Below are 16470 nucleotides of genomic sequence, written 5' to 3'. Positions count from 1 at the left end.
GTCCAGTCGATATTCTCCCGCCGCAGCGCGGGACACCGAACCGCAGGTGGCTTCCGGCAGCCGGCTCACCCACGGCCGGCTCCACCTGCTGCTCTCGCTCATCTCCCTGGTCGTCGTACTGGTCTCGGTCAACAGGAAGCACGGCGCCACACTCGCCCCCGTCGCGGACAACGGGTTCCTGCGCTGGGTGGAGCTCAACAACATGGTGCTCGGACTGTGCACCGTCGTCCTCTACCACCGGGTCGCCGTCCACCTGACGAACGCCGCGCCACGCCCACGGCGCGGGAGCGATGCCGCGCTCGGCATCTTCTTCGTGGTCGGCGCGTACCTGTACGCACTGAGCCTGGGTGACCACGAGATCACCAACTACCTGCACGGGCGGTTCTGTTCCGCCACCTCGTCCGCGCAGTGTCGCGTCGTCGCCTTCAACGACGACGTCTTCTCCGACCTGCTCTTCCTCGCCGGATTCACCGCTCTCAATGTGACGATCATGCTGACTCAGGTCCTTCACCCGTCCACGCGCCCACTGCGACCGCTGGACAACGGTCTGATCGTCGTCAACGCCCTCTTCGTCGGTGCCGCCATCACGGCCAACCTGGCCTTCGAGAAAGCGGGCTTCGACCCGTTCGTGGTCGCGGCGACGGCCGTACTCGCGGTGATCCTGCTGGCACGTGCGCCGCGCCAGCCGATGCTGCGCTACTACGCTGTCGCGTACACCGGCGGAGTCGTGGCGACGGCCCTCGCCACAGCCCTGTGACCGACCGCACCACCCAGGCCGCTGTTCGGGGAACGGCCCCGGACCGCTCCCCGGTCGACAACGGCTCCGGCCGCATGGCGGTCAGCCCGTCACCGTGGCGGATCACCGCAGTGGCGGCTCACTCCCGGCTCCACCGGCTCCACCGGCTCCACGGTCACGGCCACCGGCTGCACCGCCCTGGCCGGTGCCACACCGGCGTGCCGCCGGTGCGGGGCCGGTCGCGGCGCGTGGGCCGGGGGCCGGCGGAGTCGGTCCGGTGGCGCCGCGTGCTCCCTCACAGAGCTGTCGCCCGACCTGCCCACCCCCGTTCGGCGCGGCCTGGTGCCGAGCGTCTCGCAACCGCTCAGTCATATGACGTACCCCCTTTTGAAGCTCCGCGTGCAGAGTGGAGGGAGGCGGGCATGGTTCCTGCGGGGCTTCCTTCTCACGGCGGCCGTACCCTCAACCGATCAGCTCGAGAGGGATACCGGATGTACGACGCCTCACACGGCCACCCGGACATGCACTGGCCATCCGGGTTCACGCCGAAGAGTGCTCACAGTTTCTGCCAGGCGCGGGCCGTCATCAGTTCGACACCCGACCGGGTCTTCGCGCTGCTCACCGATATGGTCCGCTGGCCGGACTGGGTCCCGGGCATCACGAAGATGCGACCCGGTGCCCATGCAGGCGCGTTCGAGGTCGAGCTCGAGGAGCACTGGTTCGAGGTCATCATCGGTGAGCACGAGCCGCCCTGCCGACTCGGCTGGTCGGGAATCGGCGCCGGTGTTCAGCTGTACCAGGCGTGGCTGATCACGGAGGCCGGGGACAAGACCCGCGTCGTGACCGAGGCCGTCGTGCGCGGCCCCGCCGCCAGGAGCAGCGGCACCCTGTCCCCCGCCTGGGCGGAGCGCCTGAACGCCCGGTGGCTCGCCCGGCTCAAGCGACTCGCCGAGACCGCGTCGGAAGCCCCGACAGCCTAATGGGAGCTACGGAATCGGGGATTGCTCGGTCCCGTAGCCGCCAGCAGGTGAGCATTCATGCCGCCGGGACTTCGAGTTCTGCTGTTGCTGCTGATCGGTGATGACTGGGCCGAGGACCACCATGATGTCGAGCTCCAGGACGAGACCGGCCGGGAACTGGTCACGGTGGTCGGGATCGAGACGGACCGCGGCTCCTGGGTGCAGGCTCTGACCGCCTCCGGCTACCAGGTGTTCGCGATCAACCCCCGACAGGTCAACCGGTTCAAGGAGCGATATGCCTCCTCCGGAGCCAAGAGCGACGCGCACGCACTGGCCGACATGGTCCGTATCTACCGGGCCCAGCTGCGGCCGGTGGCCGGGGACAGCGAGGTGGCCCAGGCCGTCAAGGTTGTCGCCCGCGCCCACCAGACCCTGATCTGGGAACGCACCCGCACCTTCCAGCGGCGGCGTTCCACGCTGCGGGAGTACTTCCCCGCCGCCCTGGCCGCCTACGCGGACCTGACCCTGACCAGCACGGACGCGATGGAACTGCTGGTCAAAGCGCCCACTCCCGCAGCCGGGGCGAAGCTGACCCGCACCCAGGTCACCGCCGTCCTGACCCGCCACCGCCGTTACAATCGGGATGCGAAAGCGGCCACCACCCAGGCCGCGCTGCGTGAGCCGCAGCTTGGCCTGCCTGAGCCGGTCACCGCCGCTACCGACCTGGGTGTGTCCAGTAAACGGCTGATCCCTCTTCTGGTGGGTTCAGTTGGTGGCCGGAGTGAGCCGGCCTTCGAAGGTGATCTGGAAGGCGTTCAGCGGTGCCTTCCAGCGCATGGTCCACTTCTTGCGTCCCTTGCCGGACCGTCTTGGCCCGAGTGCCTTTGCGGGAGTTACCACGACGGCATTCGTTCTACCCCGTCAAGTGACGTATACCTGCGGTTGCCGCGCGGAGAAGAGTGGGAGGCGTCGAGTCCGCACCACGGAAGGAAGTACTCGTCATGGACGGTCGCCGAACCGATGCCCAGGCCCGGCAGGACACGCCCTCGGATCCGCCGCTGCTGTCCCTGAGCATCCACCGGGTGCTGGACGGATTCGTCCGGCACCCCATGAGTGCGGAGTTCCGGTACGATCCGGCCTCCCCTCTGATCGTGTCTCTGAAACTCATGGTCGAGCAGGGAGCGAGTGTGACCTGGCGCATCAGCCGAGAGCTGCTCCGCAAGGGTCTGCACTCAGTGAGCGGCAGCGGGGACGTGCGGGTGTGGCCCGCCCGTGCCGGCGGCTGCGACACGGCGTGGCTGCTGCTCGACGGCCGCGACATGAGCGCCCTGTTCGAGCTGCCGGTCCCGCCGATAGAGGCATGGCTGGAGGAGACCTACCTGGTCACGCCGCCCGAGGCCGAGATGGACGGGCTGGACTGGGACGCGTTTCTTGCAGAGGTGCTGGACGTCCCGGGGCCGCCCACCGACTCGCACTGTTGAACGGGGCTTCCGGCACGCCCCTTCACCGACTGGTGATGTCGGGCCGTGTGAGGGCGAAGAGACATGGCGCGGGTCCCCGCCCGGCTCCCGTCCGCCTCGGTCTTCGGGGACGCGAAGACTTGTCGGTACGCGTGGAGGCCGGGCGCCGCGAGGCCCGGTCGGCCTCTGTCGGTGTGGGGCAGGCCGGTCGCGCCGGACTTCCGCAGGTGCACCAGCAGTCCGATGAACCCCGCGAAAAACCCGCTCGCCAGTCCGGTGATCGCGTGATTCACCGTGTTGGCCACCTCATCTGAGCGTACCCGCGAACAGAGCGCCGACGGCGCGGCACACCTTGTGCCAATGATCACGCGCCAAACGGACTGTGCTGACTGCGAGTTGGGGCAGATAGGTGTGCGTGTGTGTTTTAAGGCGGCCGAAACCGGACGGTGTTCGGCCGGCCGGTCACCGTCGGCTTGTACGGATGCTGGTGCCGACCGGCACCCTGGTATGCCGGTCGGGACACGGGATCGTGCCCCGTGAGGATCGTGCTGTGCCGCCCCGGGGCGGCCGAGGGGCCGGAAGTGGCGGAGCCGTGCCCACCGGACCAGGCCATGTGTGTGATGGAGACCCGAGCCCTCTCAGGGTGTCTCCCAAGCATCAGTTGGCGGACACCTTTAGTGCACACTTGTCCTATCATGTGGCACACCTGCGTCGATACGCAGCGGGGGTGGGAAAAGTGCTTCGAGATTCGCGGGCAGGGAGATCGGTATGACGACCACACGGAACGGTGCGACGCGACGGGGTGGGAGCGGAGGTGTGCGGCGACTCACGGTGAGCGCCGCGGTGCTGGCCGCGTGTGCGGTGGGGCTGACCGCGTGTGGTGACGGTGGCAGGGGAGGCGGCGGTACTGAGGGGGCCGCGACGGACGCACCGGTGGCATCCCTCCCGGCGTCGGCGGCACCCGGCGCCACGGACGGGCCCGGCAGCGGATCGGCCCCGTCTCCCGGAGCCGCGACGGGACGGGGCGGCAAGAGTGACGCCCCCGGCCCGGGTACGTCGGGCTCCGACGCCTCCCGGCGATGCGTGGCCGCGAACCTGGCACCGGCACTCGTGTCCAACGGCCAGGAGATGAACAGCGAGTACTTCGATCTGAGGCTCAGGAACAAGGGATCCGGAGCGTGCGTCCTCCAGGGTTACCCGGGTGTGTCGCTCGCAGACGCGCAGGGCCGTCGGATCGGGGAGCCCGCAGCCCGCGGCAGCGATGGAGGCGCCGCGGGCCGTTCGGTGACCCTGAAGCCGGGGCAGAGTGCTCACGCCGTGGTGAAGACCGCCGGCGAGGGCATCAGTGAGGGTGACTGCTGGGCCGCAGCCGCGTCGGTGATCGTCTATCCGCCGGGATCGAAGGAGTCCGTGGCGACGGACGGCCTGGACGGGCTGCGGGTGTGCGGGGACGTCTTCACGGTGGGCCCGGTGACGGACACGGCGCCCCTGGCGGGTGGCTGACCGGCTGTGCCGCGCTCCGGCGCAGGCGCGGCCTGCGCGATGACTCGCGCCGTCACTGCCTTGACGGGTGATTGCGCCTGGATAGTCTGGCCGCATCGGCTCGACAGGTATGCATCATCTGTTTCGCCGGCCGGACGGAGGGTGTCGTGAGCAAAGGCAATGCGGTGAGCAGGGCGGCCGCCCTCGTGGGGGGTGGCGCCCTGCTGCTGACCGGCCTCGCGCTGCTGGTGCTGCCCGGCCCAGGCCTGCTCCTCGTCCTGGCCGGTCTTCTGGTTCTCTCGCGTCAGTTCCCCTCTCTGACCCGTTACGTCGATCCTGTGCAGGGGCGGGCCCTGCGCGCGGCCGCGGACAGTGTCGCGTCGCCGCTGCGGATCGCCGCCTCCGTCCTGACCGGCCTGGCTCTCCTGGCCGCCGGTCTGGTGTGGGGACTGGAGCCACGGCTGCCCTTCGGCGGCTGGCCCACGGGAGTCGGTCTCATCGTGTCGAGCCTGGTGCTCTTCGCCCTGCTGGTGTGGAGTTACCGCGAATCCAGGCCGGACGGGGGCGGGCGCGGGCGCTCCTAGTGGACGCGGGCGCTCCAGCACCCAGCCGCACGTAGAGAGGGCCGATTCGGTCAACGGCGGCCTGGCGACCCGGCCGTGCTCGTCGGCGTAGAACCGGACCAGGGGCGCAGCAGCAGGCCGCCCGGACGGTATCCGGTGAGGAATCGTGCGTCCGTCAGCTCCCCGAAGACGGCTGGACTTCTGCTCGGGCCGGTCAGGCGTGGTACGTCCGAATCGCGTCGTCGCGACGGGGCAGCCCGAGCAGGTTCCGGGCGCGGGGATCCTGGGACCGTGCGGGGGATCCCGCCCCTGATCAGGCACAAAGCGTAGGGCTCCCCCTATGGTCCGTCGCGCGGCGCACGGGCATGCTGGGAGCATGTGCATCAACATCGTCGTCGTCGACGACGATCCCGGGTTTCGCCGTATCGCCACGGCGTTGCTGACAGCACGGGGTCTGCGGGTGGTGGCGGAGTCCGGGGACGGCGCCTCGGCCCTGGCCGCGGTGCGGGCGCACCGCCCGCACGGGCTGCTGCTCGATCTGCATCTGCCCGACCTGGACGGGCCGGCCGTCGCGCGGCTGCTCATGGAGGAGGAGCGTCCGCCGAGGATCGTGCTGACCTCCACCGACAAGTCGTACTGGTCGCAGGAGGAGCTGGAACAGGCGGGCATCGAGTTCTTCATCGCCAAGGACAGGCTGGTCGACGCCGACCTGCGGCGCATCTTCGGCCCCGCGGGGGCCTGACGGCGGCCTGCGGTACGGAGCCCCCGGTCTCGTGTGCCGTTCCTACTGGCCGAGGTAGCGCAGCACCGCCGTCACTCGCCGGTGCTGACCGGACGACGACTGGCTGAGCCCCAGCTTCAGGAAAATGCCGGTCACATGCCGTTCCACGGCCGCGACGCTCACGAACAGCCGCTCGGAGACTCCCGTGTTGGAGTGCCCCTCGGCCATCAGCCCCAGGACCTCCCGCTCCTTCGAGGTGAGCGCGGCCAGCGGGTCCTCCGGACGCTTGCGTCCCAGCAGGGCCGAGATCACGTCGGGGTCGAGGGCCGAGCCGCGCGCGACGACCCGTTCGACGGCGTCGGTGAGGACCTGCGGATTCGCCACCTTCTCCTTGAGGAGATAGCCCACCCCGCTCGGATCGTCTCCCACAAGGTCGAGCGCGTAGGAGGCGTCCAGGAACTGGGAGAGGACTATGACGGCGGTCTGCGGCTGGGCGGCGCGGATCTCCTGTGCAGCACGCAGTCCGTCGGCCTCCAGGCCCGGCGGCATCCGGATGTCGGTGATCACCACGTCGGGCCGGTGTTTCCGGGCCGCGCCGATGAGGTCCGTCGCGTTGTCGACGGCGGCGGCAACGTCGATGCCGGCCCTGCGAAGTATGGCTACGATGCCTTCGCGCACGATCGTCTGGTCCTCGCCGAGCACCGCGCGCAGTGGTTGGCTCATGCCTGCATCCTAGCTCGTTGCTCGTCACACGTATGTGGCCGAGAAGTGTGACGTGAAGTGGATGCGCACGCTCCGGTCGCCCGCACGTCACATGCCGCCACAGCCGAACGGGCGCCCCGGTCCGTGGGGCAGACCCTACAGAGCCGAGGGGACGACCCGAGAGGTGTCTAGGGAACGCACGACAGACTGTGCCGCCGCCCGCGCCGAGACTGGGGCGTACGGGCCGATGCCGACCGGCCGGCAGAGTACCTAGGAGATCACGATGAATCAGTGCGACCTCACGATGGACATCGCTCGCTGGCTGTCCCCCGAACTCGCCTTCACAGTGTCCTGCGAGTTCTCGTACGCCGATCAGGACCCGTTCGCCGTCACACTGGTCCTCGACGCCGACGGGGTCCGGCCGGTACGCTGGGTCCTGTCCAGAGATCTGCTGGCCGACGGGCTGACCGCCCGCTCGGGCACGGGCGACGTGATGGTCTGGCCGGTCCACGACCTCCCCGACGGCGAGACGTCCTCCTTCTGCCTTCGACTGGTGAACACCCACGCGGTGGTGTTCGAGATAGCTGCCGAACCGGTCGCGCAGTGGCTCGCCCGCACATACACCATGGTGCCGCGAGGCACCGAGATGGACGGAGCGGACTGGGACGAGCTGTTGCAGTTCGCCGACTGAGGAGCCCGCGCCGGAGGCGAAGACCCCAGGACCGGTGGCGTTCCGCCAGGTTTCCCGTGCATCGGTCGGCCGCTGATCGGCACCCGTGCGAATCTGATGTCTCACACTCCAGAGAGGGCAGTCCTCGATGCTGGGCATGGTCGTCTGGGATCTCCGCACCTGCGCTTCGACACGGGAGCGGTAGCGACCGGCTGTCAGTGCCGAGACCACGTCGCTGTGGCAGCTGACCCACGCACCATGACCCGCACGCGACGCGGTCCACGGCCTGTGCGCCGTACCGCTCGGGTCCTGGCGGCGCACCGGCACCGCCCGCCCGCGCGTACCCGGAAGCAGTGTCCAGGGCCCTTTCGCCGCAGGGTCCTGGGACCACGGCGCGCGATCGGCCGGTCGGCGGAAGCGCTCGCAGACCACAGCGGGGCATCGCCCGCTTCACCGCACGGAGCTCCTGCGCCCTGCGCTGCTCAGCCGTCCTGGGACGGAAGGACGACCGCCTCCGCCTTGGCCCGCGTCTCCTCGCCGCGTGCGACGCGGACGGTCAACAGCTCGGCCGCCTGGATCCACTCCGTCCGCCCCTGCGCGCTGTCTCCCGTCGCCGGCCGAGCCGTCGCCAGGTGGTCCAGCACCTCGGCCTGGCCGTAGTCGTCAGCGATCTCCGCGTAGAGCTTCTGCGCCTTCGAACAGCCGGTGACCGCGGCGCCGGCATGGCCAGGCCATGCGGGGCGTAGCCGATGGTGTCCCAGGTCGTCGCCTCGGTGCGCAGGTCCCCGCTTTCGCGCAGCAGGGGGAGCGCCTCCTCGCACCTGGCGGTGGCCTCCCGGTGCTCGCCGAGCAGGGCAAGCATCCAGCCCACGGCGCTGAGGCTGCGGGCGACAGTGGGGCGGCGGCCGATTGTACGGGCGATCGCCAGGCTGCTCTGAACGTTCGTGTCCGTGCCCGATGCGGTGCCCGACCTCGTGATTGATGATCAGAACGCGGTAGTCCGCCGACTTGCCGGAGAACAGGGATGTCCTGGGCCGGGACAGCCGGCGCCGGCCATGATGCAGCAGATCGACGGACTGCACGGCTGCAGGGCCAATGCGTGGCCGTACGACGCGAACGGGACCTGTCTCGGCGGCCCCAAGGTGCCCTGACCGCGCTGACGGGTCACCGGGGCCGTCGCCGGCCACGGTGACCCGCCGGGTACGTCAGCCGCCCGGCGCCGAGCGGCCGTGGCTCGGTGCCGTGGCGCGCGCGATCACCGTCACGGCCGTCCCCGCTCAAAGGACTCCAGGACTCACAGGACAGCATTCTCCGCGGCACCCGGGAAGTCGGTGCTAAGGGCGACGTCCCTGCCGGCGTCGAACTCGGCGCGAAGCTGGTCGAGCTTGACGCCGATGCGGCGCTGGGCGTCGCTGCCCAGCACGATCCAGTGGCGGGGCTCCGACGAGGTGACGGCGTCGTGGATTGCCTGTGCGGCCCTGTCCGGGTCGCCGGGGAACATCTCGGGAGTGAGGCTGCCCATCATGCCGCGGAACGCCCCTGCGGTGGCCGCGTAGTCGTCGATCGCCGGTCCGGAGGCCCTGGTCCGGTTCTCGATGCCGGTACGGAACGAACCGGGCTGGATGATCATGGCGTGCAGACCGAGAGGCTCGATCTCCTGCCACAGTGCCTCGGTGAAGCCCTCCAGCGCGAACTTGCTGGACGAGTAGTAGCCGTTTGCGGGAAGACTGGCCAGGCCGTCCATGGAGGACACGTTGACGACGATGCCACTGCCCCGCTGGCGCATGCCGGGCAGCACCGCCCGGGTGAGGGCGACCGCGCCGAAGAAGTTGACCTCGAAGAGCCTGCGGTAGTCGACCTCCTCCTGCTCCTCGAGCGCCCCGATGAAGTCGATCGCCGCGTTGTTGACAAGAACGTCGATGCCACCGAAGCGCTCCACCGCTGCGCGGACGCCCTCCTTGCGCTGCTGGGGGTCGGTGACGTCGAGGGGGACTGCCAGGGCCGTCTCCGGGTAGCGGGCGGCCAGTTCGGAGGTGGCGCGGGTCGAGCTGGCGGTCGCGACCACCTGGTCGCCCTGTGCCAGCACGTACTCGGCGAGGGCCTTGCCCAGGCCGCTGGAAGCTCCGGTGATGAGCCAGGTCTTGCGGTTCATGAAGTACTCCTAGGTGTGACGAGAAGGTGTTGCTGAAGGTCTCTCAGGTGTGGCAGGGGGCCGACACACGGGCTGCCGCAGGACGTGCACGGGTGCACAGGGGGCGTGCTTGGGCGTGTCGCTGCTACGGCTCTGCCGGGAAGTCCGCCGAGCCGCTCGCGGTGGCCCACTTCTCCGTCTCGGCGGTGCGTGCCCGGCCCGCTTCGAGCGCCATTTCCACGGCCTGTGCCCCGAGCAGGAGCCGGCGCGGCGGGTCGTCATGGTTGACGACGTCGAGGATGACCTTCGCCGCGCGGACCGGGTCTCCGGGCTGGACGCCGTTGTTCTCCTCGCGGTAGCGGTTGATGGCGCCCACGGTCTCCTCGTAGTCCGGCCCCACGGGATGCAGTTGCATCGAGGAGCCCTGCCAGTCCGTGCGGAATGCGCCGGGTTCGACGATGACGACCTTGACGCCGAAGGGCGCGACCTCGCCGGCCAGGACCTCGGAGAACCCCTCGACGGCGAACTTCGCGCTCTGGTAAGCACCCATGCCTGGGGTGCCGCCCACCCGGCCGCCGAGGGAGGAGAACTGCACGAACGTCCCCGTGCGCTGGGCGCGCAGGACCGGCAGTGCGGCCCGGGTGACGTTGACGACTCCGAAGAAGTTGGCCTCGAACTGGGCGCGGAAGTCGTCCTCGGCCATCTCCTCGATCGGCGCGCTGTTGGCGTACCCGGCGTTGTTCACGACGACGTCCAGGCGCCCGAAGGCGTCGACGGAGGCGCGCACCGCGTCGCGGGCCGCCGCGGCGTCGGTGACGTCGAGCGCCACCGCGCGGACCTGGTCCCCGTATCGGGAGACGAGGTCGTCGAGCTGCTCCGGACGCCGAGCGGTGGCCACCAGCCGGTCACCCGATTCCAGTACCGTCTCCGCGAGACCGCGTCCGAAGCCCCGTGAGGCACCGGTGATCAGCCAAACCTTGTCCATATTTGCACCTTTTCGCATAGTTTGTGCCGAATTTAGGGTTCTATACCCCATTTGCCTCTTTGAGGCTCGTGCGTCTGTGGCGACCAGTGTGTCGTCGTGAAACGTGTGCAGCTGGCTTGCGCTCGCTCCACCAGGTTGCTACGACTTCCTTGCCACCGCGTCTGTCACATGACTGAGGTGTTTTCGTAGGCCGGGAGGCCGCCGAATACACGGGGATGGGCGGACACTCACCGTCATGTGACTGATGTGTCATGATCTGTCCCCGTCGCAGGCTGGTATCGGCGGGTCCCCCCCGGGGCGGCGGCCCACCGACACCCCGTGGTGACCTGCGCCGCGCGCTCAGCAGACGCGCCTCGAGCCAAAGTGGGAAGGCAAACGGCAGCGAGTACGACAAGGAGGATCGGCGTGATACCGGTCGAGACACGTTCGTTGAAGAGCAGCAACCCGGTTCTGTCCCCGAGGGTGCTGGGCCGTCATGGCGGGCGGAAGACGGCGGCCAGGACTCCACTGCCGCTGGTCGGGGTGACCGTCTCCCCGGATCTCCATTTCCCGGCAGAGGACACGGGCCTGACACCGGAGACCGGCCCGTCCCTTCTCCCGCATCAGGTCGGTGATCTTCTGCTGATGGGCCCTGTCATGGCCCGCGCCGCGGCGGCGTTCGCCCTCACGGGACTGACGGCCGTACTGTCCTGGCTGGTTCCGCCCGTCGCCCCGACGAGCACCGCCGCTTCGTACGGCGTCGCCACCGGCGCGGGTCTGACCGCCACCGTCCTGGTCATCATCCAGTGCCGCACCGGCCGGCCCTCGCCCGTACTGACCCTGGCCTTCGCCCTGGCCCAGGGAGCCTTCCTCGGTGTGCTCTCCGACACCGTCTCGACGCACGTCACACCCGGCATCTTCGTCCAGTTCGTCCTCGGCACCCTGTCCGCCTCCGCCGGTGTCCTCGCCGCCTACGCGATGCGCTGGATCCGGGTGAGCGGCCGCACCTACGGCTTCCTCGCCGCCGCCGTACTGGGCCTGAACATCCTCGTCGCCGTCGATCTCACGCTGTCGGCCGCCACCGGCCTTACCGTTCCCGGCTTCCAGCACCGCCTCCTGGGCGCCGGCGTCGGCCTCGCCGGCCTCCTCGCCGGCACCTGCTTCCTCTCCCTCCACCTGCGCCGCATCGAACACGAAGTCACCCGCGGCACACCGCGCAGCCAGTCCTGGACCGCCGCCTTCGGACTTGCCCTCACCCTCACCTGGCTCTACATCGAGACCGTCCGCCTCCTCACCCTCGTCACACCCGACGACCTCTACTGACCAGGCCATCGGGCCGGTGGCCCACAATCCGAAAGAAGCAGGCATGGTGTTCGCACGTGGATTCGCGGCCGGGGCGAGGGACCGCCTGGTGGCTTCCGACCCCGGGTTGCACCGCCTTCACCAGGCGCTCTCGGCGGGCGTGGCGATCTCCACGACCATCGGCCTGCAGCACGTCTACAGCCGCGCTGTCGGGGCCCGGGCCCAGGACGCGTTGGTAGCCACGCTGCTGGGGGCCGTCGTCGCCCTCACCGGGTGGGCGGCGCTCGGGGAGCCCCGTCCGTGGCCGAAGGTGCGTACCGCGGTCTTCTTCCCGGTCGCGATCCTGGCCGGGATGCTGCCGAGCGCCGCCGTCGCCGGGCACTCCGGTGCCACGCTCGGCGTCCTGGTCGTCCTGCTCTTCCTGACCGTCTACATTCGACGTTTCGGGCCCGCCTTCTCCTTCTACGGCACGATGGTGTGGATCGGATTCGTGTTCACGGCGTTCCTCCGGCTCACGGTTGCCGAGATACCCTCGCTGCTCCTCACGGTCGCGATCAGCTCCGCCTGGGTGCTCCTGCTGTCGCTGACGGTGCTGCGGGTCAGGCCGGCCCGCACGCTCAGGCGGGTGCAGCAGGCGTTCGGGGCCCGCGCGCGGGCGGTGGCAGGGGCCTGCTCGGAACTCCTGAGGTCACCTGCGGACGACACGGAGAGCCATCTGATCCGACTGCGTTCGCGTCAGTTGAGGCTGGCCGAGACCGCGCTGGTGATCGACGCCTGGTCCGCGACCACCGGTGCGCTGCCCGGGGGCTGGAGCGCGTCCGCCCTGCGCCGGCGCACGCTGGAGGCCCACCTCGTCGTCGACGATCTCGCCACCGCCGCCGCAGCGCTGAGCATGCCCGGTGACGACGAGGCCCGGACCGCCGCGGACATCGCGCGACACCTGGCCCGCAACGAGTACCCGGCGGCCCGTCGGCGCGCCGCGCAGGTGTGCGCGGCGGCCCGGACGCCGGCCGGCGCGCGTTCCTCCCCGCTCCTGCTGCGCTTCGCCGAGGCCGCCCTGGCCTTCACCGATTTCGCGGCCTGGGAACGCACCCCGCCCCGGACCGACGACGTCCCCGACTTCTCCCCGGCCGCCGCCCTGGTACTCGGAGGGCTTCCCGGTTCGTCCGCCGTGGCGCGCGGCGTCGAGGCCCGGGGCGGCTGGGCCCGGCTGCGCGGCCTTTCGCAGCCGAGCCGGCAGGCTCTCCAGGTAGCCGTGGCCGGAGCCCTGGCGATCGTCCTCGGGCGCCTGCTGTCCCCGGACCACTACTACTGGGCGGTGGCCGCCGCGCTGCTGGCCTTTGCCGGGACCGCGACCAGCGCCGAGTCCGTCACCAAGGCCGGCAGCGCCGTCGTCGGCACCCTCCTGGGTCTGGGCGTCGGTGTCTCAGTCGCCGAACTGGCCGCGGGACACACGGCCGCGGTCCTCGTCGTGATCGTCGTGAGCCTCGTACTCAGCCTCTATCTGGCCCAACTCTCCTACGCCTTCACCGCCTTGTTCACCACCACGGCGATCGTCCAGCTCTACACCCTGCTGCACGAGCTGTCCCGGCACCTCCTTCTCCTGCGGCTGGAGGAGACGGCGCTGGGCGCGGCGATCGGTGCTCTCGTCGCCCTGCTGTTCCTGCGGACCGGCACGCGCGACACCGTCCGGGCCGCCCGCGGCCGGTACTTCGACGCGGTGGCGGACGTGCTGCGCGGCCTGACGGAACCGGGCCTGGACGGGGCGCCCTCTCCTGGCACACCGGAACTCGACGCGCGGCTGCGCACCCTCGACCTGCGTACCCATCAACTAGCCCTCGTCGCGAACCCGTTGACGATCCCGATCGGCTACCCCGTCGTCAGGCACAACGGCCCGAGGCGCGGACGCTACCGCATGGCCCTCCATACGAGTCTGAGCCTGCGGGTCCGCACCGTGGCCGCCACCGTGGAGTACGACGCGGACCCGTTCCGGCCCGGCCTCGTGCGGGCGATCGGGACCCTCGCCGACGCGGCCGAGGCGCTGGGCGCGACGCCACCGGACTCCGCCCGGCCGCCGGACGACGTCTCCCGCCTCCTCGCCGAGGCGGAGGACGCGCTGTGGTCCGAGTCCCTGTCAGGACCGCCCGACGCCGCTGTCCGGGCACTCATCGGCATGGCGCAGCTGCTCGGTCGACTCGCGAGCCTGTCCTCCCAGGTCCGGGCGCCAGGGCCCGGACGACGGGCCCGCACCACGGCTGAGGCCGAGGCTGAGGCTGAGGCTGAGGCTGAGGCCGGAGGGCTGCGGAATGAAGTGCCGCCCGGCTGTGACGCTTCTCTTCGCCGCTGATTCGGCAAAAGGCCAGTGGTCCTTTATGGTGGAGTCGTAAAGTTCCACTGGCCTCTTATGGGCCGGTCGCTGGTGCGACCGCGAGACGGAAGGGTTCAGAGATGAACGACGACACCACGCCCACGGACGAAGGTCTCGAGCCGGCGCGAGTGGCCCGCACGCCGCTGGGCGGCTCGGGCCTGTCGGTGCGGCCGGTCGGTCTCGGCCTCATGGGGATGTCGCAGTTCTACGGCACGGCCGACCCCGACGCCTCGGTCGCCACCATCCGCGACGCGATCGATCTGGGGGTGGAACTCCTCGACACCTCGGACTACTACGGGGCGAGCAGTGCTACGCCGGGCCGCCCCGTCGCGGGTTTCGGGCACAACGAGGAACTGCTGGGCAAGGCCCTGCGGGGCCGCCGGGACCAGGCCGTCGTGGCGACCAAGTTCTCCGCCCGCCCGACCCCGGAGGGCCGCAGCTTCTTCGACGGACGCCCCGAGTACGTCAAGGAGGCGTGCGAGGCCAGCCTCCGGCGCCTGGGAACGGACCGGATCGACCTGTACTACTACCACCGGCTGGACCCCGATGTGCCCGTCGAGGAGACCATGGGCGCCATGGCGGAACTCGTCGCCGAGGGCAAGGTCCGGGCGCTCGGCCTGAGCGAGGTCACCCCGGAGATCCTGCGCCGCGCCCACGCGGTCCACCCCGTCGCCGCCCTCCAGAGCGAGTACTCGCTGTGGGAGCGCGGTGTCGAGGCCGAGGTGCTGCCGGAGTGCCGGCGCCTGGGCATCACGCTGGTGCCCTACAGCCCTCTGGGCCGCGGCATGCTCACCGGTGCCTTCCGGCGGGGAGCCGAGTTCGGTCCCGACGACTTCCGGTCCACGCTGCCCAAGTTCCAGGGCGAGAACTTCGAGCACAACCGGCGCCTGGTCGACGCGCTCGAGGAGTTCGCCGCGGACACCGGCCGCACGGCCGGCCAGATCGCCCTCGCCTGGCTGCTGGCCCAGCACCACGACATCGTTCCGATCCCCGGCTCCCGGCGCCCGGCCAACGTCCGCGCGAACCTCGCGGCCACCTCGGTCCGGATCAGCGCCGACGACGTGGCGCACCTGGGCGCTCTCTTCGACACCGCACACGTCAGGGGCGGCCGGTACGGCGACCTCCACGTCCTTCCCCGCGACACCGAGGACTGAAGGCAACAGGCACGTCGCAACGAACTCCAGCCCGGCCTCATCCCGGTGCCCCGCCAGCAGGGCAACCCCGAGGAGGTCGCGAAGACCGCCGAGCCCATCCCGGCCCGCCGGCTCGGCACCGGTGTGGAGGTGGCCAAGGCCGTCGCCGTGCTGCTCTCCGACGAGGCCTCCTACATCACCGGTGCCCACCTCGCGGTCGACGGCGGATTCCTCATCTGACCCCACACCGCCATTTCCCACACACGAGCAATCGTCAAGAGAAACCGAGGAAACGTCATGAGCAAGACCTGGCTGATCACGGGAAGCTCGCGCGGACTGGGCCGTACCCTCGCCGAGGCGGTCCTCGAAGCAGGCCACAACCTGGTGGCCACCGCGCGGCGCACCGAGTCCCTGACCGACCTCGCCGACAAGTACGGGGACCGCGTCCGCCTCGTCACCCTGGATGTGACCGACCCTGCCGCCGCGAGGCTGGCCGTCGACGCGGCCGTCGAGGCGTTCGGACGCCTGGACGTCCTGGTGAACAACGCCGGCTACGCGGACATGGCCGCGATCGAGGACGCGTCGGAGGCCGACTTCCGCGCCCAGGTCGAGGCGAACCTGTTCGGCGTCGTCAACGTCACCCGGGCCGCCCTTCCGGTCCTGCGTGAGCAGGGCGCCGGTCACATCATCCAGATCTCCTCCGTCGGGGGGCGTGTGGGCGTTCCCGGCCTCGGTGCCTACCAGACGGCGAAGTGGGCGGTGGGAGGCTTCTCCGAGGTGCTCGCCAAGGAAGTGGCCCACCTCGGCATCAAGGTGACGGTGGCCGAGCCGGGTGCCATGCGCACCAACTGGGCCGGCTCGTCCATGACCACGCCCCCCGTCAGCGAGCCCTACAAGTCGATCGTCGAGCCCGCCATCGCCCGCCAGCGCGAGTCCGACGGAAAGCAGACCGGTGACCCGGCCCGGGTTGCGCAGATCCTCCTCGACATCACGGATGTCCAGGACCCGCCGCTGCGTCTCCTGCTCGGCAAGGACGCGGTGGCCGTCGGCCAGTACGTGGCCGAGACCCTCGCCGAGGGGGACGCCAAGTGGCGCCACGTGAGTGAGTCCGTGTGACTTTCGGACCCGGCCACGCCGCGGTTCACCTCCCTGCCGCGGTGCCGCCCCTGCACGGGGCGGCACCGCGGCAGGGTCGGTAATGTTGCCGGGCCGGGCTCGTGTACGGACCGCGGGACGAGCTCCCTGAGAAAGCGACCGGGAATGCGACTGGGACAGCAGC

General features: G+C 70.3%; 15 protein-coding genes and 2 pseudogenes. 13 read left to right on the top strand and 4 right to left on the bottom strand.

Annotated features, from left to right (window positions below; genetic code table 11):
- Positions 1–46: 46 nt before the first annotated feature.
- The 7 genes and pseudogenes from ACFU5K_RS25275 (at position 47) to ACFU5K_RS25245 (ending at position 5942) form a co-directional block, all read left to right on the top strand.
- Positions 47–757 carry a hypothetical protein gene (locus ACFU5K_RS25275; protein WP_384065567.1) on the top strand — a complete coding sequence of 237 codons (711 nt, stop codon included), beginning with the start codon at positions 47–49 and terminating at the stop codon, positions 755–757.
- A gap of 470 nt (positions 758–1227) precedes the next feature.
- Complete coding sequence (locus ACFU5K_RS25270) at positions 1228–1716, top strand: SRPBCC family protein (RefSeq protein ID WP_384065565.1); 489 nt, start codon at positions 1228–1230, stop codon at positions 1714–1716.
- Positions 1717–1773: 57 nt separating this feature from the next.
- Positions 1774–2178 (top strand): annotated as a pseudogene (locus tag ACFU5K_RS25265) (transposase); the annotation flags it as partial.
- 518 nt (positions 2179–2696) lie between these two features.
- Positions 2697–3176 (top strand): SsgA family sporulation/cell division regulator, encoded by a 480-nt coding sequence (locus ACFU5K_RS25260; RefSeq protein ID WP_384065563.1) that lies wholly within the window; start codon positions 2697–2699, stop codon positions 3174–3176.
- 912 nt (positions 3177–4088) lie between these two features.
- Positions 4089–4658, top strand: a complete 570-nt coding sequence (locus ACFU5K_RS25255; RefSeq protein WP_384065561.1) for a DUF4232 domain-containing protein — start codon at positions 4089–4091, stop codon at positions 4656–4658.
- A gap of 146 nt (positions 4659–4804) precedes the next feature.
- On the top strand, positions 4805–5221 hold the full coding sequence (locus ACFU5K_RS25250; RefSeq protein WP_384065559.1) for a PGPGW domain-containing protein: 417 nt from the start codon (positions 4805–4807) through the stop codon (positions 5219–5221).
- Positions 5222–5576: 355 nt separating this feature from the next.
- A complete protein-coding gene (locus ACFU5K_RS25245; protein WP_384065557.1) occupies positions 5577–5942 on the top strand; it encodes a response regulator in 366 nt (121 codons plus the stop codon).
- 42 nt (positions 5943–5984) lie between these two features.
- Here the strand turns inward: ACFU5K_RS25245 and ACFU5K_RS25240 are convergent, their stop codons facing one another.
- Entirely contained in the window at positions 5985–6644 is a 660-nt protein-coding gene (locus tag ACFU5K_RS25240) for a response regulator (RefSeq protein ID WP_384065555.1), read from the bottom strand.
- 262 nt (positions 6645–6906) lie between these two features.
- On the opposite strand from ACFU5K_RS25240, the gene ACFU5K_RS25235 reads away from it, so the two are divergent.
- Complete coding sequence (locus tag ACFU5K_RS25235) at positions 6907–7314, top strand: SsgA family sporulation/cell division regulator (RefSeq protein ID WP_384065553.1); 408 nt, start codon at positions 6907–6909, stop codon at positions 7312–7314.
- 461 nt (positions 7315–7775) lie between these two features.
- On the opposite strand, the gene ACFU5K_RS25230 is transcribed toward ACFU5K_RS25235, so the two are convergent.
- From ACFU5K_RS25230 to ACFU5K_RS25220, 3 genes are all read right to left on the bottom strand, one after another.
- Positions 7776–8114, bottom strand: coding sequence for a hypothetical protein (locus ACFU5K_RS25230; protein ID WP_384065593.1), 339 nt, complete (start codon positions 8112–8114; stop codon positions 7776–7778).
- Between the two features lie 473 nt (positions 8115–8587).
- Positions 8588–9445: an SDR family NAD(P)-dependent oxidoreductase gene (locus tag ACFU5K_RS25225; protein ID WP_384065551.1), complete on the bottom strand. Its 858-nt coding sequence runs from the start codon at positions 9443–9445 to the stop codon at positions 8588–8590.
- Positions 9446–9569: 124 nt separating this feature from the next.
- Entirely contained in the window at positions 9570–10409 is an 840-nt protein-coding gene (locus tag ACFU5K_RS25220) for an oxidoreductase (protein ID WP_384065549.1), read from the bottom strand.
- A gap of 405 nt (positions 10410–10814) precedes the next feature.
- On the opposite strand from ACFU5K_RS25220, the gene ACFU5K_RS25215 reads away from it, so the two are divergent.
- From ACFU5K_RS25215 to ACFU5K_RS25195, 5 genes and pseudogenes are all read left to right on the top strand, one after another.
- Entirely contained in the window at positions 10815–11711 is an 897-nt protein-coding gene (locus tag ACFU5K_RS25215) for a Bax inhibitor-1/YccA family protein (RefSeq protein ID WP_384065547.1), read from the top strand.
- 43 nt (positions 11712–11754) lie between these two features.
- Complete coding sequence (locus ACFU5K_RS25210; RefSeq protein WP_384065546.1) at positions 11755–14037, top strand: FUSC family protein; 2283 nt, start codon at positions 11755–11757, stop codon at positions 14035–14037.
- 101 nt (positions 14038–14138) lie between these two features.
- Positions 14139–15212, top strand: a complete 1074-nt coding sequence (locus ACFU5K_RS25205; protein ID WP_384065544.1) for an aldo/keto reductase — start codon at positions 14139–14141, stop codon at positions 15210–15212.
- Positions 15213–15227: 15 nt separating this feature from the next.
- Positions 15228–15431: pseudogene (locus ACFU5K_RS25200) on the top strand (SDR family oxidoreductase); the annotation flags it as partial.
- Between the two features lie 57 nt (positions 15432–15488).
- Entirely contained in the window at positions 15489–16307 is an 819-nt protein-coding gene (locus tag ACFU5K_RS25195; protein ID WP_384065542.1) for an oxidoreductase, read from the top strand.
- Positions 16308–16470 lie beyond the last annotated feature (163 nt).

The organism is Streptomyces sp. NPDC057428 (assembly GCF_042803195.1).
In the GTDB taxonomy this organism is placed as follows: domain Bacteria; phylum Actinomycetota; class Actinomycetes; order Streptomycetales; family Streptomycetaceae; genus Streptomyces.
This window is presented reverse-complemented; position numbering and strand designations above follow the sequence as displayed.

Excerpts from the sequence above, each read along its gene's own strand:
- ACFU5K_RS25260 (WP_384065563.1), top strand. The coding sequence starts at position 2,697 with ATGGACGGTCGCCGAACCGATGCCCAGGCCCGGCAGGACACGCCCTCG.
- ACFU5K_RS25235 (WP_384065553.1), top strand. The coding sequence starts at position 6,907 with ATGAATCAGTGCGACCTCACGATGGACATCGCTCGCTGGCTGTCCCCC.
- ACFU5K_RS25205 (WP_384065544.1), top strand. The coding sequence starts at position 14,139 with ATGAACGACGACACCACGCCCACGGACGAAGGTCTCGAGCCGGCGCGA.
- ACFU5K_RS25240 (WP_384065555.1), bottom strand. The coding sequence starts at position 6,644 with ATGAGCCAACCACTGCGCGCGGTGCTCGGCGAGGACCAGACGATCGTG.
- ACFU5K_RS25270 (WP_384065565.1), top strand. The coding sequence starts at position 1,228 with ATGTACGACGCCTCACACGGCCACCCGGACATGCACTGGCCATCCGGG.
- ACFU5K_RS25195 (WP_384065542.1), top strand. The coding sequence starts at position 15,489 with ATGAGCAAGACCTGGCTGATCACGGGAAGCTCGCGCGGACTGGGCCGT.
- ACFU5K_RS25245 (WP_384065557.1), top strand. The coding sequence starts at position 5,577 with ATGTGCATCAACATCGTCGTCGTCGACGACGATCCCGGGTTTCGCCGT.
- ACFU5K_RS25210 (WP_384065546.1), top strand. The coding sequence starts at position 11,755 with ATGGTGTTCGCACGTGGATTCGCGGCCGGGGCGAGGGACCGCCTGGTG.
- ACFU5K_RS25225 (WP_384065551.1), bottom strand. The coding sequence starts at position 9,445 with ATGAACCGCAAGACCTGGCTCATCACCGGAGCTTCCAGCGGCCTGGGC.
- ACFU5K_RS25220 (WP_384065549.1), bottom strand. The coding sequence starts at position 10,409 with ATGGACAAGGTTTGGCTGATCACCGGTGCCTCACGGGGCTTCGGACGC.